Genomic DNA, 17,473 nt, shown 5'->3' on the forward strand with positions numbered 1-17,473 from the left:
TTTAACCATCTTCCTCATACACATTCTAACCAGAGTGCCTGCATAGGCGAACAGAATTGCCCCGCCCGGACATGGGGGGTGTTGGGCGCGACATGGGTGATTGCGGACAGATGGGCAAGCAGATCAATCGGACGAACGGGTTTATGGCCCGGTTGGCGCATAACGAGGCTGGCAATGTCCTTGCCATCGTCGCCGCGGCGATTTTCCCGCTGGCGGGCCTGATCGGCGGGGGTATCGACGTCAGTCGGCTCTATCTGGCCAAGACCCGCCTTCAGCAGGCATGCGACGCGGGCGCGCTGGCGGGGCGCCGCTCCATGTCCGGCATTACCTGGACGACCGGCACGAACAGCAATGAAGAAACCGCCAAGAATTTCTTCAATCTGAATTTTCCCGCCAACAAATATGGCGCGGGGGCACCCACGATCCACTATGCCGCATCAAACACCGGCGCCGTGACCGGCACTGCGTCCGTCGCGGTGCCGATGACGCTGATGAAATTGTTCGGCTTCAGCAGCCGTACCATTTCGGCTGAATGCACGGCGGACCTGCAACTGCCCAACACGGACGTCATGTTCGTGCTCGACACCACCCTGTCGATGAACGACGTCAACCCCGGCGACAGCGAAAGCCGCATCGCCGTGCTACGCACTGCCGTCCAGAATTTCTACAACGCCCTGCAACAGGTGAAGCCGGCGGGCAGTCATATCCGCTATGGTTTCGTGCCCTATTCCTCGACGGTCAATGTCGGCATGTTGCTCAAGCGCAACTGGATTCAGGACAATCCGGTCTATGATTCCCGCGTGCCGGACGGAACGTCGGTTATTCCTGGGTCAACACAGGGCGGAACCATCACTACCAACACATCTGTCGTGGATAGTGGCAATACGTCGACGGGCACCAAATATCAGGGCTCTTCGGAAACATGCTCCGCGCCGGCAAATTCGCTGAGCGATAACTACACCGCATGGTCGGCATGGTCGCCGTCCGCCACCGCCCTGCCGCGATCGCGGACACGAGTCCGGACGCGCAACGGCGTCACCTATTCGGCAGGCCTGAATAAAGGCGTGTGCTGGATAACGCCGACCAACTATAATAATTTGATCGAAACCTATACCCAGACTGTGTCAGAAAATCCCAACGCCGGTGACCAGAATGCGGATGGGACAGCCTATCACTGGATCTACAAGCCAGTGACATACCCCGCAGCCGATTTGAAGGGCGCCGGTTCGGGCGATGAACTGGTGAGCGGCGGCTTTTTCACAGCACCAGTATCCAATAAGTTCGCCGCGGCTCGAAAAATCAGTTGGACTCAGGCCAACGCCTGCATTGAGGAACGCGCCACCCGTCGCAACAATGAAGGGACTGATGTTCCCCGTTACGACATGGACATCGATCTGATTCCCGATCCGGCCAAGCCTGAAACGCAATGGAAGCCATTCCTCCCTGGCGTTGTCTATGGCCGCCGCGCCAGTGGTGCAACCTCGACGTCGGGCTGGGAATATAGCGGTTCGGCGCCGACCTACACCCGCGTCGTGTCGCCCAATTCCACGACCGACTATTACACGCCCAACGGCTCACCTGACCAATATGGCGCCTGCCCGACCTATGCGCGCAAGCTGGCGGAAATCGACTCCTCTACCCTGTCGACCTACATGAAAGGGCTGACGACGGCGGGCTTTACCTATCATGATATCGGCATGCTCTGGGGCCTGCGTCTCATGTCACGCGAAGGCTTGTTCGCGGCGGAACATGCCGCAGCGGAATCGACCGGGCGCTACGCCCGCAACCTCATCTTCATGACCGACGGTGAAACCGATACGCGCATTGGCAGCTATGACGCATGGGGTGTGTCCGCCGTGTCCCGGCGCCGGACATCCACGGCGTCCATCCCAACCAACGCCGATCAGAATGCCATCACCGAAGCACGGCTGAGTGAATTGTGCACGATTGCCAAGACCCAGAAGAATATCACCGTCTGGGTCATCGCCTTCGGCACCAATCTGAGTACGATGTTGTCCAATTGCGCGTCGCCGGGCCGTGCCTATCAGGCGGACAATGCCGATCAGTTGACGACGACCTTCTCCCAGATCGCGTCGCAGATCGCCCAATTGCGGATCACACGATGAAACGCGCTGTCTCGCGATGGCCCGGCAGGGGGCTGCTGCGCGCCCTGCGCCGTGACAAGCGCGGGGTGACGGTCCTGGAATTCGCCTTTGTCGCGCCGGTGCTGATCCTCATCCTGATGTTCCTGTTCGACACTGCCTATTATCTTTATGCGCGGGCGATCCTGAGCGGGGAGGTACAGGCAGCCGGGCGCGCATCGGCGCTGGAAACGGCAACCCAAGCCAATCGCGATGCGCTCGACGGGGTTGTGGAAGCGTCGGTAAAGCGCCTCGTGGCGGGCGGCGACTTCAGCTTCTCGCGCATGGCGTACAAATCCTATGGCCGCGCGCAATCGAAGGCCGAAGCCTTTGTCGACGGCAATGGCGACGGCATATGCAACAATAACGAAACCTTCGATGACGCCAACGGCAACAATGTGCGCGATCTGGATTCAGGCGTGACTGGCCAGGGCGGTGCGAAAGACGTGACCATTTATACCGTGACGCTGCGCTACAATCGCATCTTCCCGATGGCCTATCTGCTGGGCTGGTCGCAACAAGTGACCATGGCGTCCAGCACCATCCTGCGCAACCAGCCCTTCGACAAGCAGTCCGAACCCCTCACCGGCAATTGCATATGAAGATCACAGCATGACCGCGATCCTGCCTTCCCCCTCCGCCCTTCGCAACGGATGGCGAGTTCATGCGCGCAGTCTGCGGCGCAGTGAAAGCGGCATGGCGCTGGTGGAATTCGCCATGGTCCTGCCTTTCCTCATGATCCTGACGACATCGGCGCTGGAACTGACCAACTATGCCATCACGGTAAAACGGGTCGGCGAACTGGGCGTGATGGTGTCGGACAATGCGTCCCGCATGGGCGCGCAAAGCGCGATCAACGACAAACCGATCAGCGAAGCGGAAATCAACGATGTGTTCATCGGCGCGGATCTTCAGGCATCGGGGCTGAACCTGGCAGCCAACAGCCGCATCATCCTGTCCAGCCTGCAACTGAACGGCGATGGCGGACAGACGATCAAATGGCAGCGCTGTTTTGGAGCGGTCAACTATGCGTCGGCCTATGGCACGCAGGGCACTGGCGCAACCGGTACATCATTCGCGGGCATGGGACCGACCGGCAAGGAATTGAAAGCCGCAACCGGAACCGCCGTGATGTTCGTAGAAATCCGATATCGTTACAAAAGGCTGATGCCGTTATTCTGGTTGCCGCTTAATGACATCACCGAAACCTCAGCCTTCAATGTCCGCGACAGCCGCGATCTGACCCAGGTTTACAATTCGGAAAATGTCACAGCCTCGACCTGCTCCTGACGAGCAGTAGCGACTGAAGGAAGAAACGGGCGGCGTTCGTCCGCCGCCCGCTCCCTGATATTTATTTGTAGCAGACCTTCTTCGCCGCCGCGACGACGCGGGCCGAATCGATCAGCGCTGCCTTTTCCAGGTTCGCGGCATAGGGCAGCGGCACGTCTTCGTTCGCGACGCGCAGGACCGGGGCATCGAGATCGTCAAAGCCCTGTTCCATGACCACGGCGGCGATTTCCGACGCGATCGAGCAGGTCGGCCAGCCTTCTTCCACCACGACAAGGCGGTTGGTCTTTTTCAGGCTTTCCAGCACCGTCGCCGTATCCAGCGGGCGCAGCGTGCGCAGGTCGATGACTTCCGCATCGATACCCTCTGCCGCCAGCGTTTCGGCGGCTTCGAGGGCGAGGCCAACGCCGATCGAATAGCTGACCAGCGTGACGTCGCTGCCCGGCCGCATGATCCGTGCCTTGCCGATCGGCAGGACATAATCATCGATCTTGGGCACGTCGAAGCTGCGACCGTAGAGCAGTTCGTTTTCAAGGAACACGACCGGGTCCTGGCTGCGGATCGCGGCCTTGAGCAGCCCCTTGGCATCGGCGGCGTCATAAGGGGCGATGACGATCAGGCCGGGGACGGCGGCATACCAGGGGCCGTAATTCTGGCTATGCTGCGCACCCACGCGGCTGGCCGCGCCATTGGGACCACGAAACACGATCGGGCAACGCATCTGGCCGCCGGACATGTAGTTAGTCTTGGCCGCCGAGTTGATGATGTGGTCGATCGCCTGCATGGCGAAGTTGAAGGTCATGAATTCCACGACCGGGCGCAAACCGCCCATCGCCGCGCCCGTGCCGATGCCGGCAAAGCCATATTCGGTGATCGGCGTGTCGATGACCCGCTTGGCGCCGAACTCGTCGAGCAGCCCCTGCGTTACCTTATAGGCGCCCTGATATTCGGCGACTTCCTCACCGATCACGAACACGCGCTCATCGGCGCGCATTTCCTCGGCCATGGCGTCGCGCAGCGCTTCGCGGACCGTTGTTTTCACGAACTCGGTGCCTTCGGGAATGGCAGGATCCTGGACCGACGCCTTGACGTTGCTGGCCAGCTTGGACGTGCCGCTCTCGGCCTTCTTCGGCGCTTCGGACGCGGCGTCCGCCTTGGGCGCTTCCTTGGCTTCGGCCTTGGGTGCGGGCGCGGCTTCCTCGCCGCCCTCGCCCGCCATCTCGGCGATCACGGTGCCGACCTTCACGCCTTCGGTGCCCTCGGCAATCATGATCTTGCCGATCTTGCCTTCGTCGACCGCCTCGAATTCCATCGTCGCCTTGTCGGTTTCGATTTCGGCCAGAATGTCGCCCGAACGGACCTCATCACCTTCCTTGACCAGCCATTTGGCCAGCGTGCCCTCTTCCATCGTCGGCGAGAGCGCCGGCATCTTGATTGCGATACCCATTAATATTGCTCCACCAGCACGTCTGTATAGAGTTCAGCCATCTCCGGCTCAGGCGATGTTTCAGCAAAATCAGCCGCTTCGCTGACGATCTTGCGAATGTCCTGATCGATCTTCTTGAGTTCGTCCTCACCCACGCCCTGCGCGGAGAGATAGGCTTTGACGCCCTCGATCGGGTCGGACTTGTCGCGCATCGCCTGGACTTCCTCACGCGAGCGATATTTGGCCGGGTCGGACATGGAGTGGCCGCGATAGCGGTAGGTTTTCATTTCCAGCAGGATGGGGCCATTGCCGCCCTGCACCCATTTGAGCGCTTCCTCGGTCGCGCCGCGCACGGCCAGCACGTCCATGCCGTTGACCTGGATACCGGGAATGCGGAAGCTTTCGCCCCGGCGATAGAGCTGGTCCTCGGCGGACGAGCGGTTGACGCTGGTGCCCATGGCGTACTGATTATTTTCGATGACGAAAATGATCGGCAGCTTCCACAGTTCGGCCATGTTGAAGGATTCATAGACCTGGCCCTGGTTGGCCGCGCCGTCGCCGAAATAGGCGACGCACACGCCGCCATCGCCATTATATTTGTGCGCAAAGCCCAGCCCAGCGCCCAGCGACACCTGCGCACCGACAATGCCATGACCGCCGTAAAATTTATGTTCGACGCTGAACATGTGCATCGAACCGCCCTTGCCGCGGGAAATACCCGCTTCACGGCCAGTCAGTTCTGCCATGATGACATTGGGGTCGATACCATAGGCCAGCATATGGCCATGGTCGCGATAGCCGGTGATGACGCTGTCCTTGCCGGGCTTGAGCGCCGACTGGATGCCGACGGCAACCGCTTCCTGGCCGATGTAAAGATGACAGAAGCCACCGATAAGGCCCAGGCCGTAAAGCTGCCCGGCTTTTTCTTCAAACCGGCGGATGAGGACCATCTGTCGGTAGAATTCCAGCAACTCTTCCTTGGATGCCTTGTAATCAGTGGGAGTTTCAGGGCGAGGCCGGTTATGGTCCGCGCCGGCGGCGGGTGCAGCCGCCTTTGCCGTTGCGCGTGAAGGACGCGGCGTCGTTGGTTTCGCCAAGGCTCTTATCCTTTTGCGTGGGGTAGGATGGAAGGAAGTCCGATATAGCGGGAGAGCTGGAGATATTGCAACGACGAAGCCCCTGAATCCGGGCCAGATCAATAAGAATTCCGCAAACTTCACCCCATCTGCGAAGTTTGCAAAGCCAAGATCAATCCGTCCGCAGTAAAATTGCGGCTACGGCGATTTCTACGCAAAAACCTTACGTTTTCCTTGAAGGCGGCTCAGTTGAGCGGAACGATCACTTCGTCATGGTGGATGACGCCGAGCTGGCGACGGATCAGTTCATCGGCCAGATCGGGATCGACACGGCGCGGATCGAGCGCCTCGACGCGATTGCGCAATTCGGCGCGCGTCGCCTGCGTGCTTTTCAGTTCGGCCTTGGCTGCGCGCAACTGACGCGAATAATCGCCCCACGCCAGCACCCCGTTCGACCCCAGCACGACATAGAGGGCAAAGACGAGCAGCAGCAGCAGCGCGACCGCCGGACCAAAGGCCGAGAAAAGAAGGGAACGAAGCTTCGCGATGTGCGCCATGACCAAGATGAATCACAGGGAGAGACTGGCCGCAAGTAAAAAATGGTTAACTTGCGGCCAACCGAATCCCGACAGTTTTAGCGGAAGATGGAGCGGCCCGCATAGACGGCGATGTCGCCCAGTTCTTCCTCGATACGGATGAGCTGATTATATTTGGCGAGCCGGTCGGAACGCGCGAGCGAACCCGTCTTGATCTGACCGCAATTTGTGGCGACGGCGAGGTCCGCGATGGTCGCGTCCTCGGTTTCGCCCGACCGATGCGACATGACGGCAGTGTAGCGCGCGCGATGGGCCATATCGACGGCCGCCAGCGTCTCGGTCAGCGTGCCGATCTGGTTGACCTTGACCAGCAACGAATTGGCCAGCCCCATGTCGATGCCCATGGCCAGACGCTTGGGATTGGTGACGAACAGGTCGTCGCCGACCAGCTGGACCGAACCACCGATCTTGTCGGTCAGCGCCTTCCAGCCTTCGAAATCATCCTCGCTCATGCCATCCTCGATCGACTTGATCGGATAGTCGGCACACAGGGCGGCAAGATAATCGGCCATTTCGACCGGGCTGAGCGACAGGCCTTCGCCCGAAATCTCATATTTGCCGTTCTTGAAAAATTCGGTCGCGGCGCAATCGAGCGCCAGCACGACATCGTCGCCCGGCTTGTAGCCCGCCTTTTCGACCGACAGCATGATGAAATCCAGCGCATCGCGGGTAGAGGCGATGTTGGGGGCAAAGCCGCCCTCGTCGCCCACCGACGTCGCCAGCCCCTTGTCATGCAGGCCTTTTTTCAGCGTGTGGAAGATTTCCGACCCGATCCGCACGGCGTCGGCGATGCTTTCCGCGCCGACCGGCATGATCATGAATTCCTGAAAGTCGATCGGATTGTCGGCATGTTCGCCGCCGTTGATGATGTTCATCATCGGCACCGGCAGGACATGCGACGACACGCCGCCGACATAGCGGTAGAGCGGCAGGCCGCGCGCATCGGCAGCCGCTTTCGCCACCGCCAGGCTGACGCCCAGGATCGCGTTGGCGCCGAGGTTCGACTTGTTGTCGGTGCCGTCCAGCTCGATCATCGCGGCGTCGACTTCGCCCTGATCTTCCGCGTCCAGGCCGATCAGTTGTTCGGCAATCGTGTCGTTGACGGCGGCAACCGCCTGCAGCACGCCCTTGCCCATATAGCGGCTCTTGTCGCCGTCGCGCTTTTCCACCGCTTCATAGGCGCCGGTCGATGCGCCGGACGGGACGGCGGCGCGGCCAAAGCTGCCATCTTCAAGGGTGACGTCGACTTCGACGGTGGGGTTGCCCCGGCTGTCGAAAATCTGGCGGGCGTGAATGTCGAGAATGGCGGTCATGGTCGCTCCCTGAAATATGGCCTGCGCTGCGGCAGGACGCCTATTTTCGCGCTCCGCTTAGCCAGCGCCCCCGTGCTTGGCAATGCAGAGGGGCTTGCATGGGCGGAAAAAATGCCGATGGTCGAAATTGGAACGGCTACGGAACTGTGAGCGACCGCAAAGCATTTGACCCAAGTATCATTTGCCGCGGCGCGCGCCCCAGCCGCGCAACCGAAAGGGAGACTTAGGACCATGGCCGACACGCCCGACACCCCGCCCGCCAAGACAGCGCCGAAAAAGTCGGTCGGCAGGCCGCGCAAGGCCAAGCCGGTCGAGGCCACCGCAGCCAGCGCCCCCGTGGTCAAGGCAACGCCAGTGCGCAAGACGCCCGTGCGCAAGGTAGCGGCCGCAAAGGCAACGACCGCAAAGGCGACCACCAGCGCGAAGGCCACGAAGAAGCCCGGCAACGGCGCAGCATCGACCGGCTGGTCGGCGCAGATCGCGCCCATCAAGGCGAAGGCGGAACAGGCGGCCAAATCCGCCACCGACGCGCTGGGCGCTGTCGACTGGAAGTCGCATATCGACCCGATCAAGGAACAGGCAGGCAAGACCGCCAAGTCGGCTGCTGGCGTCGCCAAGGAAAAGACCGGCACGGCGATGCAGAGCCTGGCCAAGCTGATTTCCGATACGGCGGGCACGGTCGATGCAAAGCTCGGCCCGCAATATGGCGATTATGCCCGGCAGGCGGCCGAATCGGTTGCCGGCGCGGCGGACACGCTGGACAGCAAGGATGTCGACCAGTTGATGAACGAAGCGCGCGATTTCGTGCGTAAAAGCCCGGCTGTCGCCATCGGCGCGGCGGCGGTGGTCGGTTTCGTGTTGATGCGTCTGGCCAAGGGTTCGGACAGCGACACCTGACATCTGCGCAAAGGCCCCGGCGAACGGGGCGGAGGAAGATTTGACAGACAAGCCAGCGGAAACGGCGGTCACGCCGCAAGCCGACGGGCATGAGGACGGCGCGCCCGACGAATCGGTGCGTGATGTCTTTGCCCGTCTCTATGCCGATGGCCGTGCTTATGCAGCGGCGGAAGCGGACAAGCAGAAGGCGCGCGCCGGCCTTATCGGAGCAGGCGTGCGCGATGCCGCGATCTTTGCCGTGGTGGCGATCATGCTGATATTCGCCACGCTGGTGGCGCTCCTGATCGGGTTGATCATCGCGCTATCGCCACAGCTTGGCCCGCTTTGGGCGACCTTCGCGGTGCTGGGCGCCAGCCTGCTGGTCACGACCGGGCTTTTGCTGATGGCAAAGGCACGGATCTCCCGGATGAAGAAGGCGATTACCCCATGAGTGGTGCGTTGCAATATCGCGAGGCTGTCGCGCGGGCCGAGGCCGCAAAACAAAGCCTGATTTCCAGCGCTCAGGCCGCTAGGGCGCGGGTAACGCCCGCCCGGTTGAAGCAGGACGCCACGACCAAGGTGGTGGATGCTGCGATGGACGGCATGGCCTATGCCGCCGCCACGGCACGCCAGCGGCCAGCCATGGTGGGGGCGGCGGGCGCGGCCATCCTGCTCTTCCTTGTCCGTCGCCCGCTCGCGGCACTTTTCGGGCGGCTGTACGTTGGACATACCGACACGAACCCCGACCATTCGGAGACTGAAAATGGCTGATATTCGCGCCCAACTGAGCCGCGTTCGCGAAGCGGCAAATGATGTCGCGGCAAGCGCGACGGACAAGATCAAGGATGGCACCGGAAAAGCCCGCGAAGGCGCAGGCGAACTGATCCAGACCAGCCGGGATAAAGCGAGCGAAGCCTATGGCGACGCGCGCGACCGCACGCAAAAAATCGCGACGCGCGCCAACCAGATCGTGCAGGAGCATCCGGTCGTGGCCGTCGCTGGCGCCGTCGCGGCTGGCGCGCTGGTCGCATGGATGTTCCCCAAGAGCCGGGCTGCCATGAAAGCATTGCCGGGCATTGCCAGCGCCGCTGGTGCGCGCGTGGTCGAGGCAGCGCTTGCTGCCCGATCGGCAGCGACCGACGGCGCGGAATCGATCAAGCAGAGCGCAAGCGATCTGGCCGCCACGGCGCGCAAGACGGCAGCGTCGAGCGATCTGCCGGGCAAGGCTACGCACATTACCGAAGATGTCGTGGCCCTCGTCAACGCCAAGGTTGACGCGCTGGCCGATGCGATAAAGGCGCGATTGCCGAAAAACTAATCGCGCCGGCAGCAAAAGCACGCAATTGCCCCCTCTGCCCCCCTTGGATGGACGCTGCACCGCTGCTAGGAGCAGCGTTCACCCAAAAGAGGACAGATAACGCCATGAGCAAAATGCATCTGGTGATGGGCGGTCGCGTTACCGATCCACAAACACTGGATTTTCAGGACCTGAGCAAGGTCGATCTTGTCGGCGTGTTCCCTGACTATGTGTCGGCGGAGAAAGCGTGGCGCAGCGCCGCGCAGCGGACCGTCGACGACGCGGAAATGCGCTATGTGATCGTGCATCTGCACCGGCTGCTGGAACCGGAACTGCCGTCCAGCTGATGATTTAGTTGAGGGGCTGGGGCGGCTTTCGGAAACGCCATCGCAACAGCGGGCGCGTCAGCACCAGCCCCACAAGAAAGCCGCCAATATGCGCGGCAATGGCGATCTGGCCAAGCTGCCTCATCCCGCCAGCGGTCGCGATACCGATCATCAGTTGCAAGCCGATCCACGCCGCCGCCAGCCAGAGAAGGCGCACGATATTGGCCGAGATCGGCCCAATGCTACGCACCGTCTGCTGGCTGTATAGCAGGGCATAGGTCGCCATGATCGCCGAAATCGCACCGCTGGCGCCGACCATCGGATTGGTCGAACCGGGGTCGATCGCCCATTGCGCGGCGCATGCGCCATAAGCGCCGGTCAGATAGAGGCAGAGCGTACCGCCCTTCCCCAACACCTGTTCGACCTGCCGCCCGCAAAACACCAGCATCAGCAGGTTGAAGCCGATATGCAGCCAGCCTGCGTGGATCAGCGTGCAGCTGAGCGGCGTCAGCCAGGCAGGGACAGCCGCCATGCCGTCCAGCAGCGCCGGATCGGCAATGCGCGCAGGAATGAAGCCGCCGATGATGGCCGCATCATCCGTGCGCCCGGTCAGATCAAGCAGCAGAAACGCGACGAAGGTTATCGCCGCGATCCCGTTTGTCATCTTGCCTGCAGGTAATCTCACGATCAGATGAAATCGATTTTTTCGACCTGGTAGAATTTGTCGCCCGACGGGACCGACACTTCCACATCTTCACCGACCGTGCGGCCAATCAGCGCTCGGCCAAGCGGGCTGTTATAGGAAATCATGCCCAGCTTCGCGTCCGCCTCGGCCTGACCCACGATCTGATATTTGACCGGCTTGTCATCCTCGTCCAGCAAGGTGACGGTCGCGCCGAACACGATCTTGTCGCCCGACAGGCTTTTGGGATCGATGATCTGCGCGCGCGAAAGCTTGTCCTCCAGATCGGAAATGGTGGCCTCCACCTGACCCTGACGTTCCTTCGCCGCATGATATTCGGCATTTTCCGACAGGTCGCCATGGGCGCGCGCCTCTTCGATGGCGTCAACGATCAATGGCCGTTCAGCCTTGAGTTCGCGGAGTTGCCCCATGAGCTTGTCATAGCCCACCTGCAACATCGGCATCTTCTCAACGGTCGCCATTATGCAAATCCTTCGTCAAAACTTCCCTTTGGCGGCGACCAACATGGTGCCACCCGCAGCGTGTGTCCTTGTGCAGGGGATCAGGCTTGCGACAGGGGATAATAGGACTGGAGCGACCGCACTTCAAGGGGATGGTCCCGCAAAGCCTCGATTGCATCCGCCGCGGCGACGCTGGCAGCGGCCGTGGTGAAACTGGCAATCTTCGCCCGTAGAGCCGATGTGCGGATCGCCTTGCTGTCCTTCAAGGACTGCCAGCCTTCGGTGGTGTTGAAGATCAGCTGCACGTCGCCGTCGGTGATCCGGTCGACGATGTGCGGACGGCCCTGCGCCACCTTGTTGACGGTTTCGACCGCGATGCCATGGTCGGCCAGGAAAGTCGCGGTGCCGCCGGTCGCGATGATGCGGAATCCCATGGCGGCCAGCTTCTTGGCAGCGGGCAGGATGACCTGCTTGTCGCCATCCTTCAGCGATATGAACACCGTGCCGCCAGTCGGCAACATGGTGCCAGCGCCGATCTGCGCCTTGGCGAAGGCGGTGGCGAAATCGCTATCGATTCCCATGACTTCGCCGGTGCTCTTCATTTCCGGTGACAGGACCGGATCGACGCCTGGGAAGCGACCGAAGGGGAATACCGCTTCCTTGACCGCGACATGGTTGATCGCGTTGCGGTCGATCGTGGGCAGCGTTTCCAGCATCTCGCCCGCCATCACGCGCGCGGCGATCTTGGCGATGGGGGTGCCGATCGCCTTGGCCACGAAGGGGACGGTGCGGCTGGCGCGCGGGTTCACCTCAATGAGGTAAACCGTGCCATCCTTGACCGCGAACTGGATGTTCATCAGCCCGCGCACCGACAGGGCATGGGCCAATATTTCGGTCTGCCGTTCGATTTCCGCGATGATGTCATTGCTCAGGCTGTAGGGCGGCAGCGAACAGGCGCTATCGCCCGAATGGACGCCGGCTTCCTCGATATGCTGGAGCACGCCAGCCACGACGACATCGGCGCCGTCGCACAGGGCATCGACGTCAACCTCTATCGCGTCGCGCAGATACTGGTCGATCAGCACAGGCGATTCGCCCGACACCAGAACGGCGGTCGTGATATATTCTTCCAGTTGCGCCTGCCCGTCGACAATCTCCATCGCCCGGCCACCCAGAACATAGCTGGGGCGCATGAGGACGGGATAGCCGATGCGGTTGGCGACCGCGATCGCCTCCTCCCGGCTGCGGGCGATGCCGTTGGCGGGCTGACGCAGCTTCAGCTTGTCGATCAGCGCCGCGAAACGCTCGCGGTCTTCGGCCAGGTCAATGGCGTCGGGGGACGTGCCAAGGATCGGGATGCCCGCATCCTCCAGCGCCTGCGCCAGCTTGAGCGGGGTCTGGCCGCCAAACTGGACGATGACGCCCTTGAGCGTGCCGTTCGATTTTTCGATGTCGAGGATTTCCAGCACATCCTCGGCTGTCAACGGCTCGAAATAGAGGCGATCCGACGTGTCATAGTCGGTCGACACGGTTTCGGGGTTGCAGTTGACCATGATGGTTTCATAGCCAACGTCGCTCAATGCAAAGCAGGCATGGACGCAACAATAGTCGAATTCGATCCCCTGCCCGATCCGGTTCGGCCCGCCGCCCAGAATGACCACCTTTTCGCGATCCGTCGGGGCGGATTCATTTTCCGCTTCCCCAAAGATCGGCGCTTCATAGGTCGAATACATATAGGGCGTTTTCGCCTCGAACTCGGCGGCGCAGGTGTCGATACGCTTGAACACCGGGCGCACACCCAGCTTATGGCGCAGCGCGCGCACTTCATCCTCGGTCACGCCGCCGGTCATCGCCTTGACCGCTTCGTGGATCAGGCCGGAACCGCGCGCAATGCCGCGTTCCATGCCACGCAGATTGGCGGATTTGAGCGCGAGATAGGCAAGGCGCTTGTCGGAAAAGCCCATGGATTTCAGGCGCCGCATCCCGTCCGCATCGCGCGGCAGGCCGTTTTCCAGAACCTCGCCTTCCGCATCGATAATTTCCTTGATCCGCTCAAGGAACCAGGGATCGAACTTGGCGATATTGTGGATTTCGGTGACGCTCAGCCCTTCGCGCAACGCCTGGGCCGCGACCAGCAATCGGTCGGGCGTGGGCTGGGACAAGGCGGCGACGATGTCATCCTTGGGCGCGCCGACCAGATGTTCGACATCGTTGAAGCCGCACAGGCCGGTTTCCAGTCCGCGCAGCGCCTTCTGCATCGATTCATGGATGTTGCGGCCAATCGCCATGACTTCGCCGACCGATTTCATCGCGGTGCCAAGCAGCGGTTCTGCGCCCTTGAACTTTTCGAACGCGAAGCGCGGGATCTTGGTCACGACATAGTCGATGGTCGGCTCGAAGCTCGCTGGCGTCGCGCCGGTAATGTCGTTGGTAATCTCGTCGAGCGTATAGCCCACGGCCAGCTTGGCCGCGACCTTGGCGATCGGGAAGCCGGTCGCCTTCGACGCGAGGGCCGAGGAGCGCGAGACGCGCGGGTTCATCTCGATCACGATCAGGCGACCATCCTTGGGATTGACCGCGAACTGTACGTTGGAACCGCCTGTTTCGACGCCGATTTCACGCAGCACCGCAATGGATGCGTTGCGCATGATCTGATATTCCTTGTCGGTCAGCGTCAGCGCCGGGGCGACCGTGATGCTGTCGCCGGTATGGACGCCCATCGGATCGACATTTTCGATCGAACAGATGATGATGCAATTGTCGTTGCGGTCCCGCACGACCTCCATCTCATATTCTTTCCAGCCGAGCAGCGATTCCTCGATCAGCACTTCGGTGGTGGGCGATGCGTCCAGGCCACCGCGCACGATGGTCATGAACTCGTCGCGATTATAGGCGATGCCGCCGCCGGTGCCGCCCATGGTGAAGCTGGGACGGATGATCGAAGGCAGGCCGGTAAATTCCAGCGCCTCCAGCGCCTCCTCCATGGAGTGGGCAATGCGCGAACGGGCGGATTCAAGGCCGATCTTGTCCATGGCGTCGCGGAACTTGATCCGGTCCTCCGCCTTGTCGATGGCTTCTGCGTCCGCGCCGATCATCTGGACGCCGAACTTCTCCAGCGTGCCGTCATTGAACAAGGCCAGCGCGGTGTTGAGCGCGGTCTGCCCGCCCATCGTCGGCAGCACCGCATCCGGCCGCTCCTTCTCGATGATCTTCGCCACGATTTCGGGCGTGATCGGCTCGACATAGGTGGCGTCGGCAAATTCCGGGTCGGTCATGATCGTGGCCGGGTTGGAATTGACCAGGATGATGCGATAGCCCTCCTCTTTCAACGCCTTCACCGCCTGCGTGCCCGAATAATCGAACTCGCACGCCTGGCCGATGATGATCGGACCAGCGCCGATGATGAGGATGGAGGAGATGTCGGTGCGTTTGGGCATTATTTTTGGCTCTCGCGATGCAGGCGGACGAAAGGCGGTTTGACGAAAGACAAGACGCAACTAAACGAAGCGTCGTTCAAACCTTTGGTCGGAAAACGAAGCTGCGCAGTTTCGTCGACATCCAACCATCCAATATTCGAACTCATTTGCCACTCAGCCAGTCGGCAACGAGAAGCAATGAAGGTGAGATGAGCGCTTACGTCTCTAGCTTGGCGAGCCGGATCGACATCGCCAGCTTTTTGCCAAGCCGGACCTTGGCCGGTCGGTCGGCGGTATTCGAGGATCAGCCATTCCTTTGAAGCCCTGAGTTGTTGGACAGCCCAAGCACCAAAACAAGAAACTGCCGACAGAGCCGCGCCGATTGCCATAGGTTTTAGGAAGCCACGGCTCAATGCACCGCCCCCGTCCGCGCCTCGCACCCCCAGCCGTCATATTCGACGCCGCAGAGGATTTCGATCTGGAGGCATTTCTTCGTCAGCGCGCGGATCGAGGCTTCGTCGACTGCCTGTTCGCATTCCAGAAACAGGAACAGGTCGCCTTCCTCATCTTCCTCCCGGTCCAGTTCGACCATGCCGAACTGGCTGGCGATGGTCAGGACGCGCTCGAAATCCTTTTCCGATCCGCGAAAGCTTACGTCCACCGGGCGCGGGATCATCGCCTTGTCGCCATTGGCGGCTAGGTTGGCGAGGACTTGGCGGTCCGCTTCCCATTCGGCGGCCAGCCGCGCTTCATCGACGGGAGGCAGCTTGATACTCATGCCGCCACGGCTTTTTTGAGGCCATCGACGAAGCGCTGGAACAGATAGAAGCTGTCCTGCGGGCCGGGCGAGGCTTCGGGGTGATACTGGACCGAGAAGGCATTTTTGTCAGTGAGCGCAATGCCGCAATTGCTGCCGTCGAACAGCGAGACATGGGTGGCGCGGACATTGGCGGGCAGCGTCGCCGCGTCGACCGCGAAGCCGTGGTTCATGCTGGTAATCTCGACCAGCCCGTCCTCCAGCCGCTTGACCGGATGGTTCGCGCCGCGGTGGCCCTGATGCATCTTGATGGTCTTTGCGCCGACGGCAAGGCCGAGCAACTGGTGGCCAAGGCAGATGCCGAACACAGGGATGTCCGCGTCCAGCACCTGCCGGATCACAGGCACGGCGTATGCGCCGGTCGCGGCGGGATCGCCCGGACCGTTGGAGAGGAACACGCCATCGGGCGACAGGGCCGACACCTGATCGAAGGTCGCGGTGGCGGGCAGCACGGTGACGCGCGCGCCAGCCTTTACCAGGTTACGGAAGATATTGTTCTTCGCGCCATAGTCGATGGCGACGACGTGGGGGCGGTCAGCGCCCGCCTCGCCAAGACTATAGCCCGCGCCCAGCGTCCAGCCGCCATCGTTCCACAAGCGGCTGTCCTTGGCGGTGACTTCGATGGCGAGGTCCATGCCCTCCAGCCCCGGCCAGGCGGCGGCCTTGGCAGCCAGCGCGGCGATGTCGAACTGACCGTCGGGATCATGGGCGATGACGATGTTGGGCGCGCCCTTTTCGCGGATCATCCGGGTCAGCGCACGGGTATCGACGCCCGACAGGCCGATGCGGCCATGATCGCGCATCCATGCGTCAAATGGCTGGACGTTGCGGAAATTGCTGGGTTCGGTGACGTCCTGCCGCACGACGCAGCCCAGCGCAAAGGGCGTGTCCGCTTCCACATCGTCGGCATTGGTGCCGACATTGCCGATATGGGGGAAGGTGAAGGTCACGACCTGGCCCGCATAGCTGGGGTCGGTCATGATTTCCTGATAGCCGGTGATGGCGGTGTTGAAGCAAAGTTCGCCCACCGCTTCGCCCACCGCGCCGAAGCCACGGCCGAACACGGCGGAACCATCGGCAAAAACCAATACCCCTGTCGCTCCTTTGGGCACAATGAGGGTCTTGGCGTCAGCCATGGTCGGGTGGTCCTTTTTTGCTTTTGCGGGGTCCCGTCTGGTGCGGGTTAAACGGCCGGTCACCTATGCCTGTGCGACGTCGCGGTCAACGCCTGTTAAAAATCTCTTTTGGCGTTATATCTACTTCTTTCCCGATCAGAACAGGATTCGCTTCGCCATGATTCGCGATACCATCAAGAGCGCCCAGATCACAGCCATGAAGGCGGGCGACAAGGAACGTCTGGCCGCCGTGCGCCTGATCCTGGCCAAGCTGAAGGACCGCGACATCGAATTGCGCGTGGCCACCAGCGTGCCCGACGACGATGTGGTGGTGGTCGAAGTGCTGCAAAAGATGGTCAAGCAGCGCCGCGAATCGATCGACATGTTCAAAAATGGCGGGCGCGACGAACTGGCCGCCAAGGAACAGAGCGAACTGGACGTGATCGAAAGCTTCCTGCCGCAACAGTTGAGCGAGGATGAGACGAAGGCGGCGATCGAGGGGATCAAGGCCGAAGTCGGCGCGGCGAGCGTCAAGGATATGGGCAAGGTGATGGCAGTGCTGAAGGAACGGCACGGCCAGGTGATCGACATGAGCAAGGCAAGCGCGCTGGTGAAGGCGGCGCTGAACTGAACTGGCGCTTGTG

19 protein-coding genes are annotated in these 17,473 nt (G+C 61.5%); 9 read left to right on the forward strand and 10 right to left on the reverse strand.

Features of this window, described 5'->3' with window-relative positions:
• Window positions 1-56 precede the first annotated feature (56 nt).
• From AC07X9_RS07640 to AC07X9_RS07650, 3 genes are read left to right on the forward strand one after another with little or no spacing between them, the layout of a single operon-like run.
• Window positions 57-2,126, forward strand: a complete 2,070-nt coding sequence (locus AC07X9_RS07640) for a TadE/TadG family type IV pilus assembly protein (protein WP_241763694.1) — start codon at window positions 57-59, stop codon at window positions 2,124-2,126.
• On the forward strand, window positions 2,123-2,743 hold the full coding sequence (locus AC07X9_RS07645) for a TadE/TadG family type IV pilus assembly protein (RefSeq protein WP_017184669.1): 621 nt from the start codon (window positions 2,123-2,125) through the stop codon (window positions 2,741-2,743). The genes AC07X9_RS07640 and AC07X9_RS07645 overlap by 4 nt, the downstream gene beginning before the upstream one ends.
• A 10-nt stretch (window positions 2,744-2,753) precedes the next feature.
• On the forward strand, window positions 2,754-3,431 hold the full coding sequence (locus AC07X9_RS07650; RefSeq protein WP_017184670.1) for a TadE/TadG family type IV pilus assembly protein: 678 nt from the start codon (window positions 2,754-2,756) through the stop codon (window positions 3,429-3,431).
• Window positions 3,432-3,492: 61 nt separating this feature from the next.
• On the opposite strand, the gene AC07X9_RS07655 is transcribed toward AC07X9_RS07650, so the two are convergent.
• The 4 genes from AC07X9_RS07655 to eno form a co-directional block, all read right to left on the reverse strand.
• Window positions 3,493-4,875, reverse strand: coding sequence for a pyruvate dehydrogenase complex E1 component subunit beta (locus AC07X9_RS07655; RefSeq protein WP_017184671.1), 1,383 nt, complete (start codon window positions 4,873-4,875; stop codon window positions 3,493-3,495).
• Window positions 4,875-5,951 carry a pyruvate dehydrogenase (acetyl-transferring) E1 component subunit alpha gene (pdhA, locus tag AC07X9_RS07660; RefSeq protein WP_026002681.1) on the reverse strand — a complete coding sequence of 359 codons (1,077 nt, stop codon included), beginning with the start codon at window positions 5,949-5,951 and terminating at the stop codon, window positions 4,875-4,877. The genes AC07X9_RS07655 and pdhA overlap by 1 nt, the downstream gene beginning before the upstream one ends.
• 224 nt (window positions 5,952-6,175) lie before the next feature.
• Window positions 6,176-6,487, reverse strand: a complete 312-nt coding sequence (locus tag AC07X9_RS07665; protein ID WP_017184673.1) for an FtsB family cell division protein — start codon at window positions 6,485-6,487, stop codon at window positions 6,176-6,178.
• Between the two features lie 77 nt (window positions 6,488-6,564).
• Window positions 6,565-7,839, reverse strand: a complete 1,275-nt coding sequence (gene eno / locus AC07X9_RS07670) for a phosphopyruvate hydratase (RefSeq protein WP_017184674.1) — start codon at window positions 7,837-7,839, stop codon at window positions 6,565-6,567.
• 231 nt (window positions 7,840-8,070) lie between these two features.
• On the opposite strand from eno, the gene AC07X9_RS07675 reads away from it, so the two are divergent.
• From AC07X9_RS07675 to AC07X9_RS07695, 5 genes are all read left to right on the forward strand, one after another.
• Window positions 8,071-8,736 carry a hypothetical protein gene (locus tag AC07X9_RS07675; RefSeq protein ID WP_017184675.1) on the forward strand — a complete coding sequence of 222 codons (666 nt, stop codon included), beginning with the start codon at window positions 8,071-8,073 and terminating at the stop codon, window positions 8,734-8,736.
• A gap of 40 nt (window positions 8,737-8,776) precedes the next feature.
• Window positions 8,777-9,166, forward strand: a complete 390-nt coding sequence (locus AC07X9_RS07680) for a phage holin family protein (RefSeq protein WP_017184676.1) — start codon at window positions 8,777-8,779, stop codon at window positions 9,164-9,166.
• The gene (locus AC07X9_RS07685) at window positions 9,163-9,486 is read left to right on the forward strand and encodes a hypothetical protein (RefSeq protein ID WP_017184677.1); all 324 of its coding nucleotides are present in this window, start codon (window positions 9,163-9,165) and stop codon (window positions 9,484-9,486) included. Before AC07X9_RS07680 ends, AC07X9_RS07685 begins: the two co-directional genes overlap by 4 nt.
• Window positions 9,479-10,033 (forward strand): DUF883 family protein, encoded by a 555-nt coding sequence (locus AC07X9_RS07690; RefSeq protein WP_017184678.1) that lies wholly within the window; start codon window positions 9,479-9,481, stop codon window positions 10,031-10,033. The genes AC07X9_RS07685 and AC07X9_RS07690 overlap by 8 nt, the downstream gene beginning before the upstream one ends.
• Before the next feature lie 104 nt (window positions 10,034-10,137).
• A complete protein-coding gene (locus tag AC07X9_RS07695; RefSeq protein ID WP_017184679.1) occupies window positions 10,138-10,359 on the forward strand; it encodes a DUF4170 domain-containing protein in 222 nt (73 codons plus the stop codon).
• Window positions 10,360-10,363: 4 nt separating this feature from the next.
• On the opposite strand, the gene AC07X9_RS07700 is transcribed toward AC07X9_RS07695, so the two are convergent.
• The 6 genes from AC07X9_RS07700 to carA all read right to left on the reverse strand — a co-directional run bounded on the left by AC07X9_RS07700 (window position 10,364) and on the right by carA (window position 16,850).
• Window positions 10,364-11,002, reverse strand: coding sequence for a rhomboid family intramembrane serine protease (locus AC07X9_RS07700; RefSeq protein ID WP_017184680.1), 639 nt, complete (start codon window positions 11,000-11,002; stop codon window positions 10,364-10,366).
• Window positions 11,003-11,025: 23 nt separating this feature from the next.
• Complete coding sequence (greA, locus tag AC07X9_RS07705) at window positions 11,026-11,502, reverse strand: transcription elongation factor GreA (RefSeq protein WP_017184681.1); 477 nt, start codon at window positions 11,500-11,502, stop codon at window positions 11,026-11,028.
• Between the two features lie 80 nt (window positions 11,503-11,582).
• A complete protein-coding gene (gene carB, locus AC07X9_RS07710; protein WP_017184682.1) occupies window positions 11,583-14,918 on the reverse strand; it encodes a carbamoyl-phosphate synthase large subunit in 3,336 nt (1,111 codons plus the stop codon).
• Window positions 14,918-15,310: a hypothetical protein gene (locus AC07X9_RS07715; protein ID WP_140159581.1), complete on the reverse strand. Its 393-nt coding sequence runs from the start codon at window positions 15,308-15,310 to the stop codon at window positions 14,918-14,920. The genes carB and AC07X9_RS07715 overlap by 1 nt, the downstream gene beginning before the upstream one ends.
• Window positions 15,307-15,675 (reverse strand): ribonuclease E inhibitor RraB, encoded by a 369-nt coding sequence (locus tag AC07X9_RS07720; protein WP_017184684.1) that lies wholly within the window; start codon window positions 15,673-15,675, stop codon window positions 15,307-15,309. The genes AC07X9_RS07715 and AC07X9_RS07720 overlap by 4 nt, the downstream gene beginning before the upstream one ends.
• Window positions 15,672-16,850, reverse strand: a complete 1,179-nt coding sequence (gene carA, locus AC07X9_RS07725; protein ID WP_017184685.1) for a glutamine-hydrolyzing carbamoyl-phosphate synthase small subunit — start codon at window positions 16,848-16,850, stop codon at window positions 15,672-15,674. Before carA ends, AC07X9_RS07720 begins: the two co-directional genes overlap by 4 nt.
• A 157-nt stretch (window positions 16,851-17,007) precedes the next feature.
• Between carA and AC07X9_RS07730 the strand changes: the two genes are divergently transcribed.
• Complete coding sequence (locus AC07X9_RS07730) at window positions 17,008-17,460, forward strand: GatB/YqeY domain-containing protein (RefSeq protein ID WP_026002684.1); 453 nt, start codon at window positions 17,008-17,010, stop codon at window positions 17,458-17,460.
• Window positions 17,461-17,473: the final 13 nt, after the last annotated feature.

This window comes from Sphingobium sp. GW456-12-10-14-TSB1 (assembly GCF_059424385.1).

Bases quoted from the DNA above. Each gene is read 5' to 3' on its own strand.
- AC07X9_RS07645 (WP_017184669.1), top strand. From the start codon at position 2,123: ATGAAACGCGCTGTCTCGCGATGGCCCGGCAGGGGGCTGCTGCGCGCC.
- AC07X9_RS07650 (WP_017184670.1), top strand. From the start codon at position 2,754: ATGACCGCGATCCTGCCTTCCCCCTCCGCCCTTCGCAACGGATGGCGA.
- AC07X9_RS07655 (WP_017184671.1), bottom strand. From the start codon at position 4,875: ATGGGTATCGCAATCAAGATGCCGGCGCTCTCGCCGACGATGGAAGAG.
- AC07X9_RS07665 (WP_017184673.1), bottom strand. From the start codon at position 6,487: ATGGCGCACATCGCGAAGCTTCGTTCCCTTCTTTTCTCGGCCTTTGGT.
- eno (WP_017184674.1), bottom strand. From the start codon at position 7,839: ATGACCGCCATTCTCGACATTCACGCCCGCCAGATTTTCGACAGCCGG.
- AC07X9_RS07675 (WP_017184675.1), top strand. From the start codon at position 8,071: ATGGCCGACACGCCCGACACCCCGCCCGCCAAGACAGCGCCGAAAAAG.
- AC07X9_RS07685 (WP_017184677.1), top strand. From the start codon at position 9,163: ATGAGTGGTGCGTTGCAATATCGCGAGGCTGTCGCGCGGGCCGAGGCC.
- AC07X9_RS07690 (WP_017184678.1), top strand. From the start codon at position 9,479: ATGGCTGATATTCGCGCCCAACTGAGCCGCGTTCGCGAAGCGGCAAAT.
- AC07X9_RS07695 (WP_017184679.1), top strand. From the start codon at position 10,138: ATGAGCAAAATGCATCTGGTGATGGGCGGTCGCGTTACCGATCCACAA.
- AC07X9_RS07700 (WP_017184680.1), bottom strand. From the start codon at position 11,002: ATGACAAACGGGATCGCGGCGATAACCTTCGTCGCGTTTCTGCTGCTT.
- greA (WP_017184681.1), bottom strand. From the start codon at position 11,502: ATGGCGACCGTTGAGAAGATGCCGATGTTGCAGGTGGGCTATGACAAG.
- carB (WP_017184682.1), bottom strand. From the start codon at position 14,918: ATGCCCAAACGCACCGACATCTCCTCCATCCTCATCATCGGCGCTGGT.
- AC07X9_RS07720 (WP_017184684.1), bottom strand. From the start codon at position 15,675: ATGAGTATCAAGCTGCCTCCCGTCGATGAAGCGCGGCTGGCCGCCGAA.
- carA (WP_017184685.1), bottom strand. From the start codon at position 16,850: ATGGCTGACGCCAAGACCCTCATTGTGCCCAAAGGAGCGACAGGGGTA.
- AC07X9_RS07730 (WP_026002684.1), top strand. From the start codon at position 17,008: ATGATTCGCGATACCATCAAGAGCGCCCAGATCACAGCCATGAAGGCG.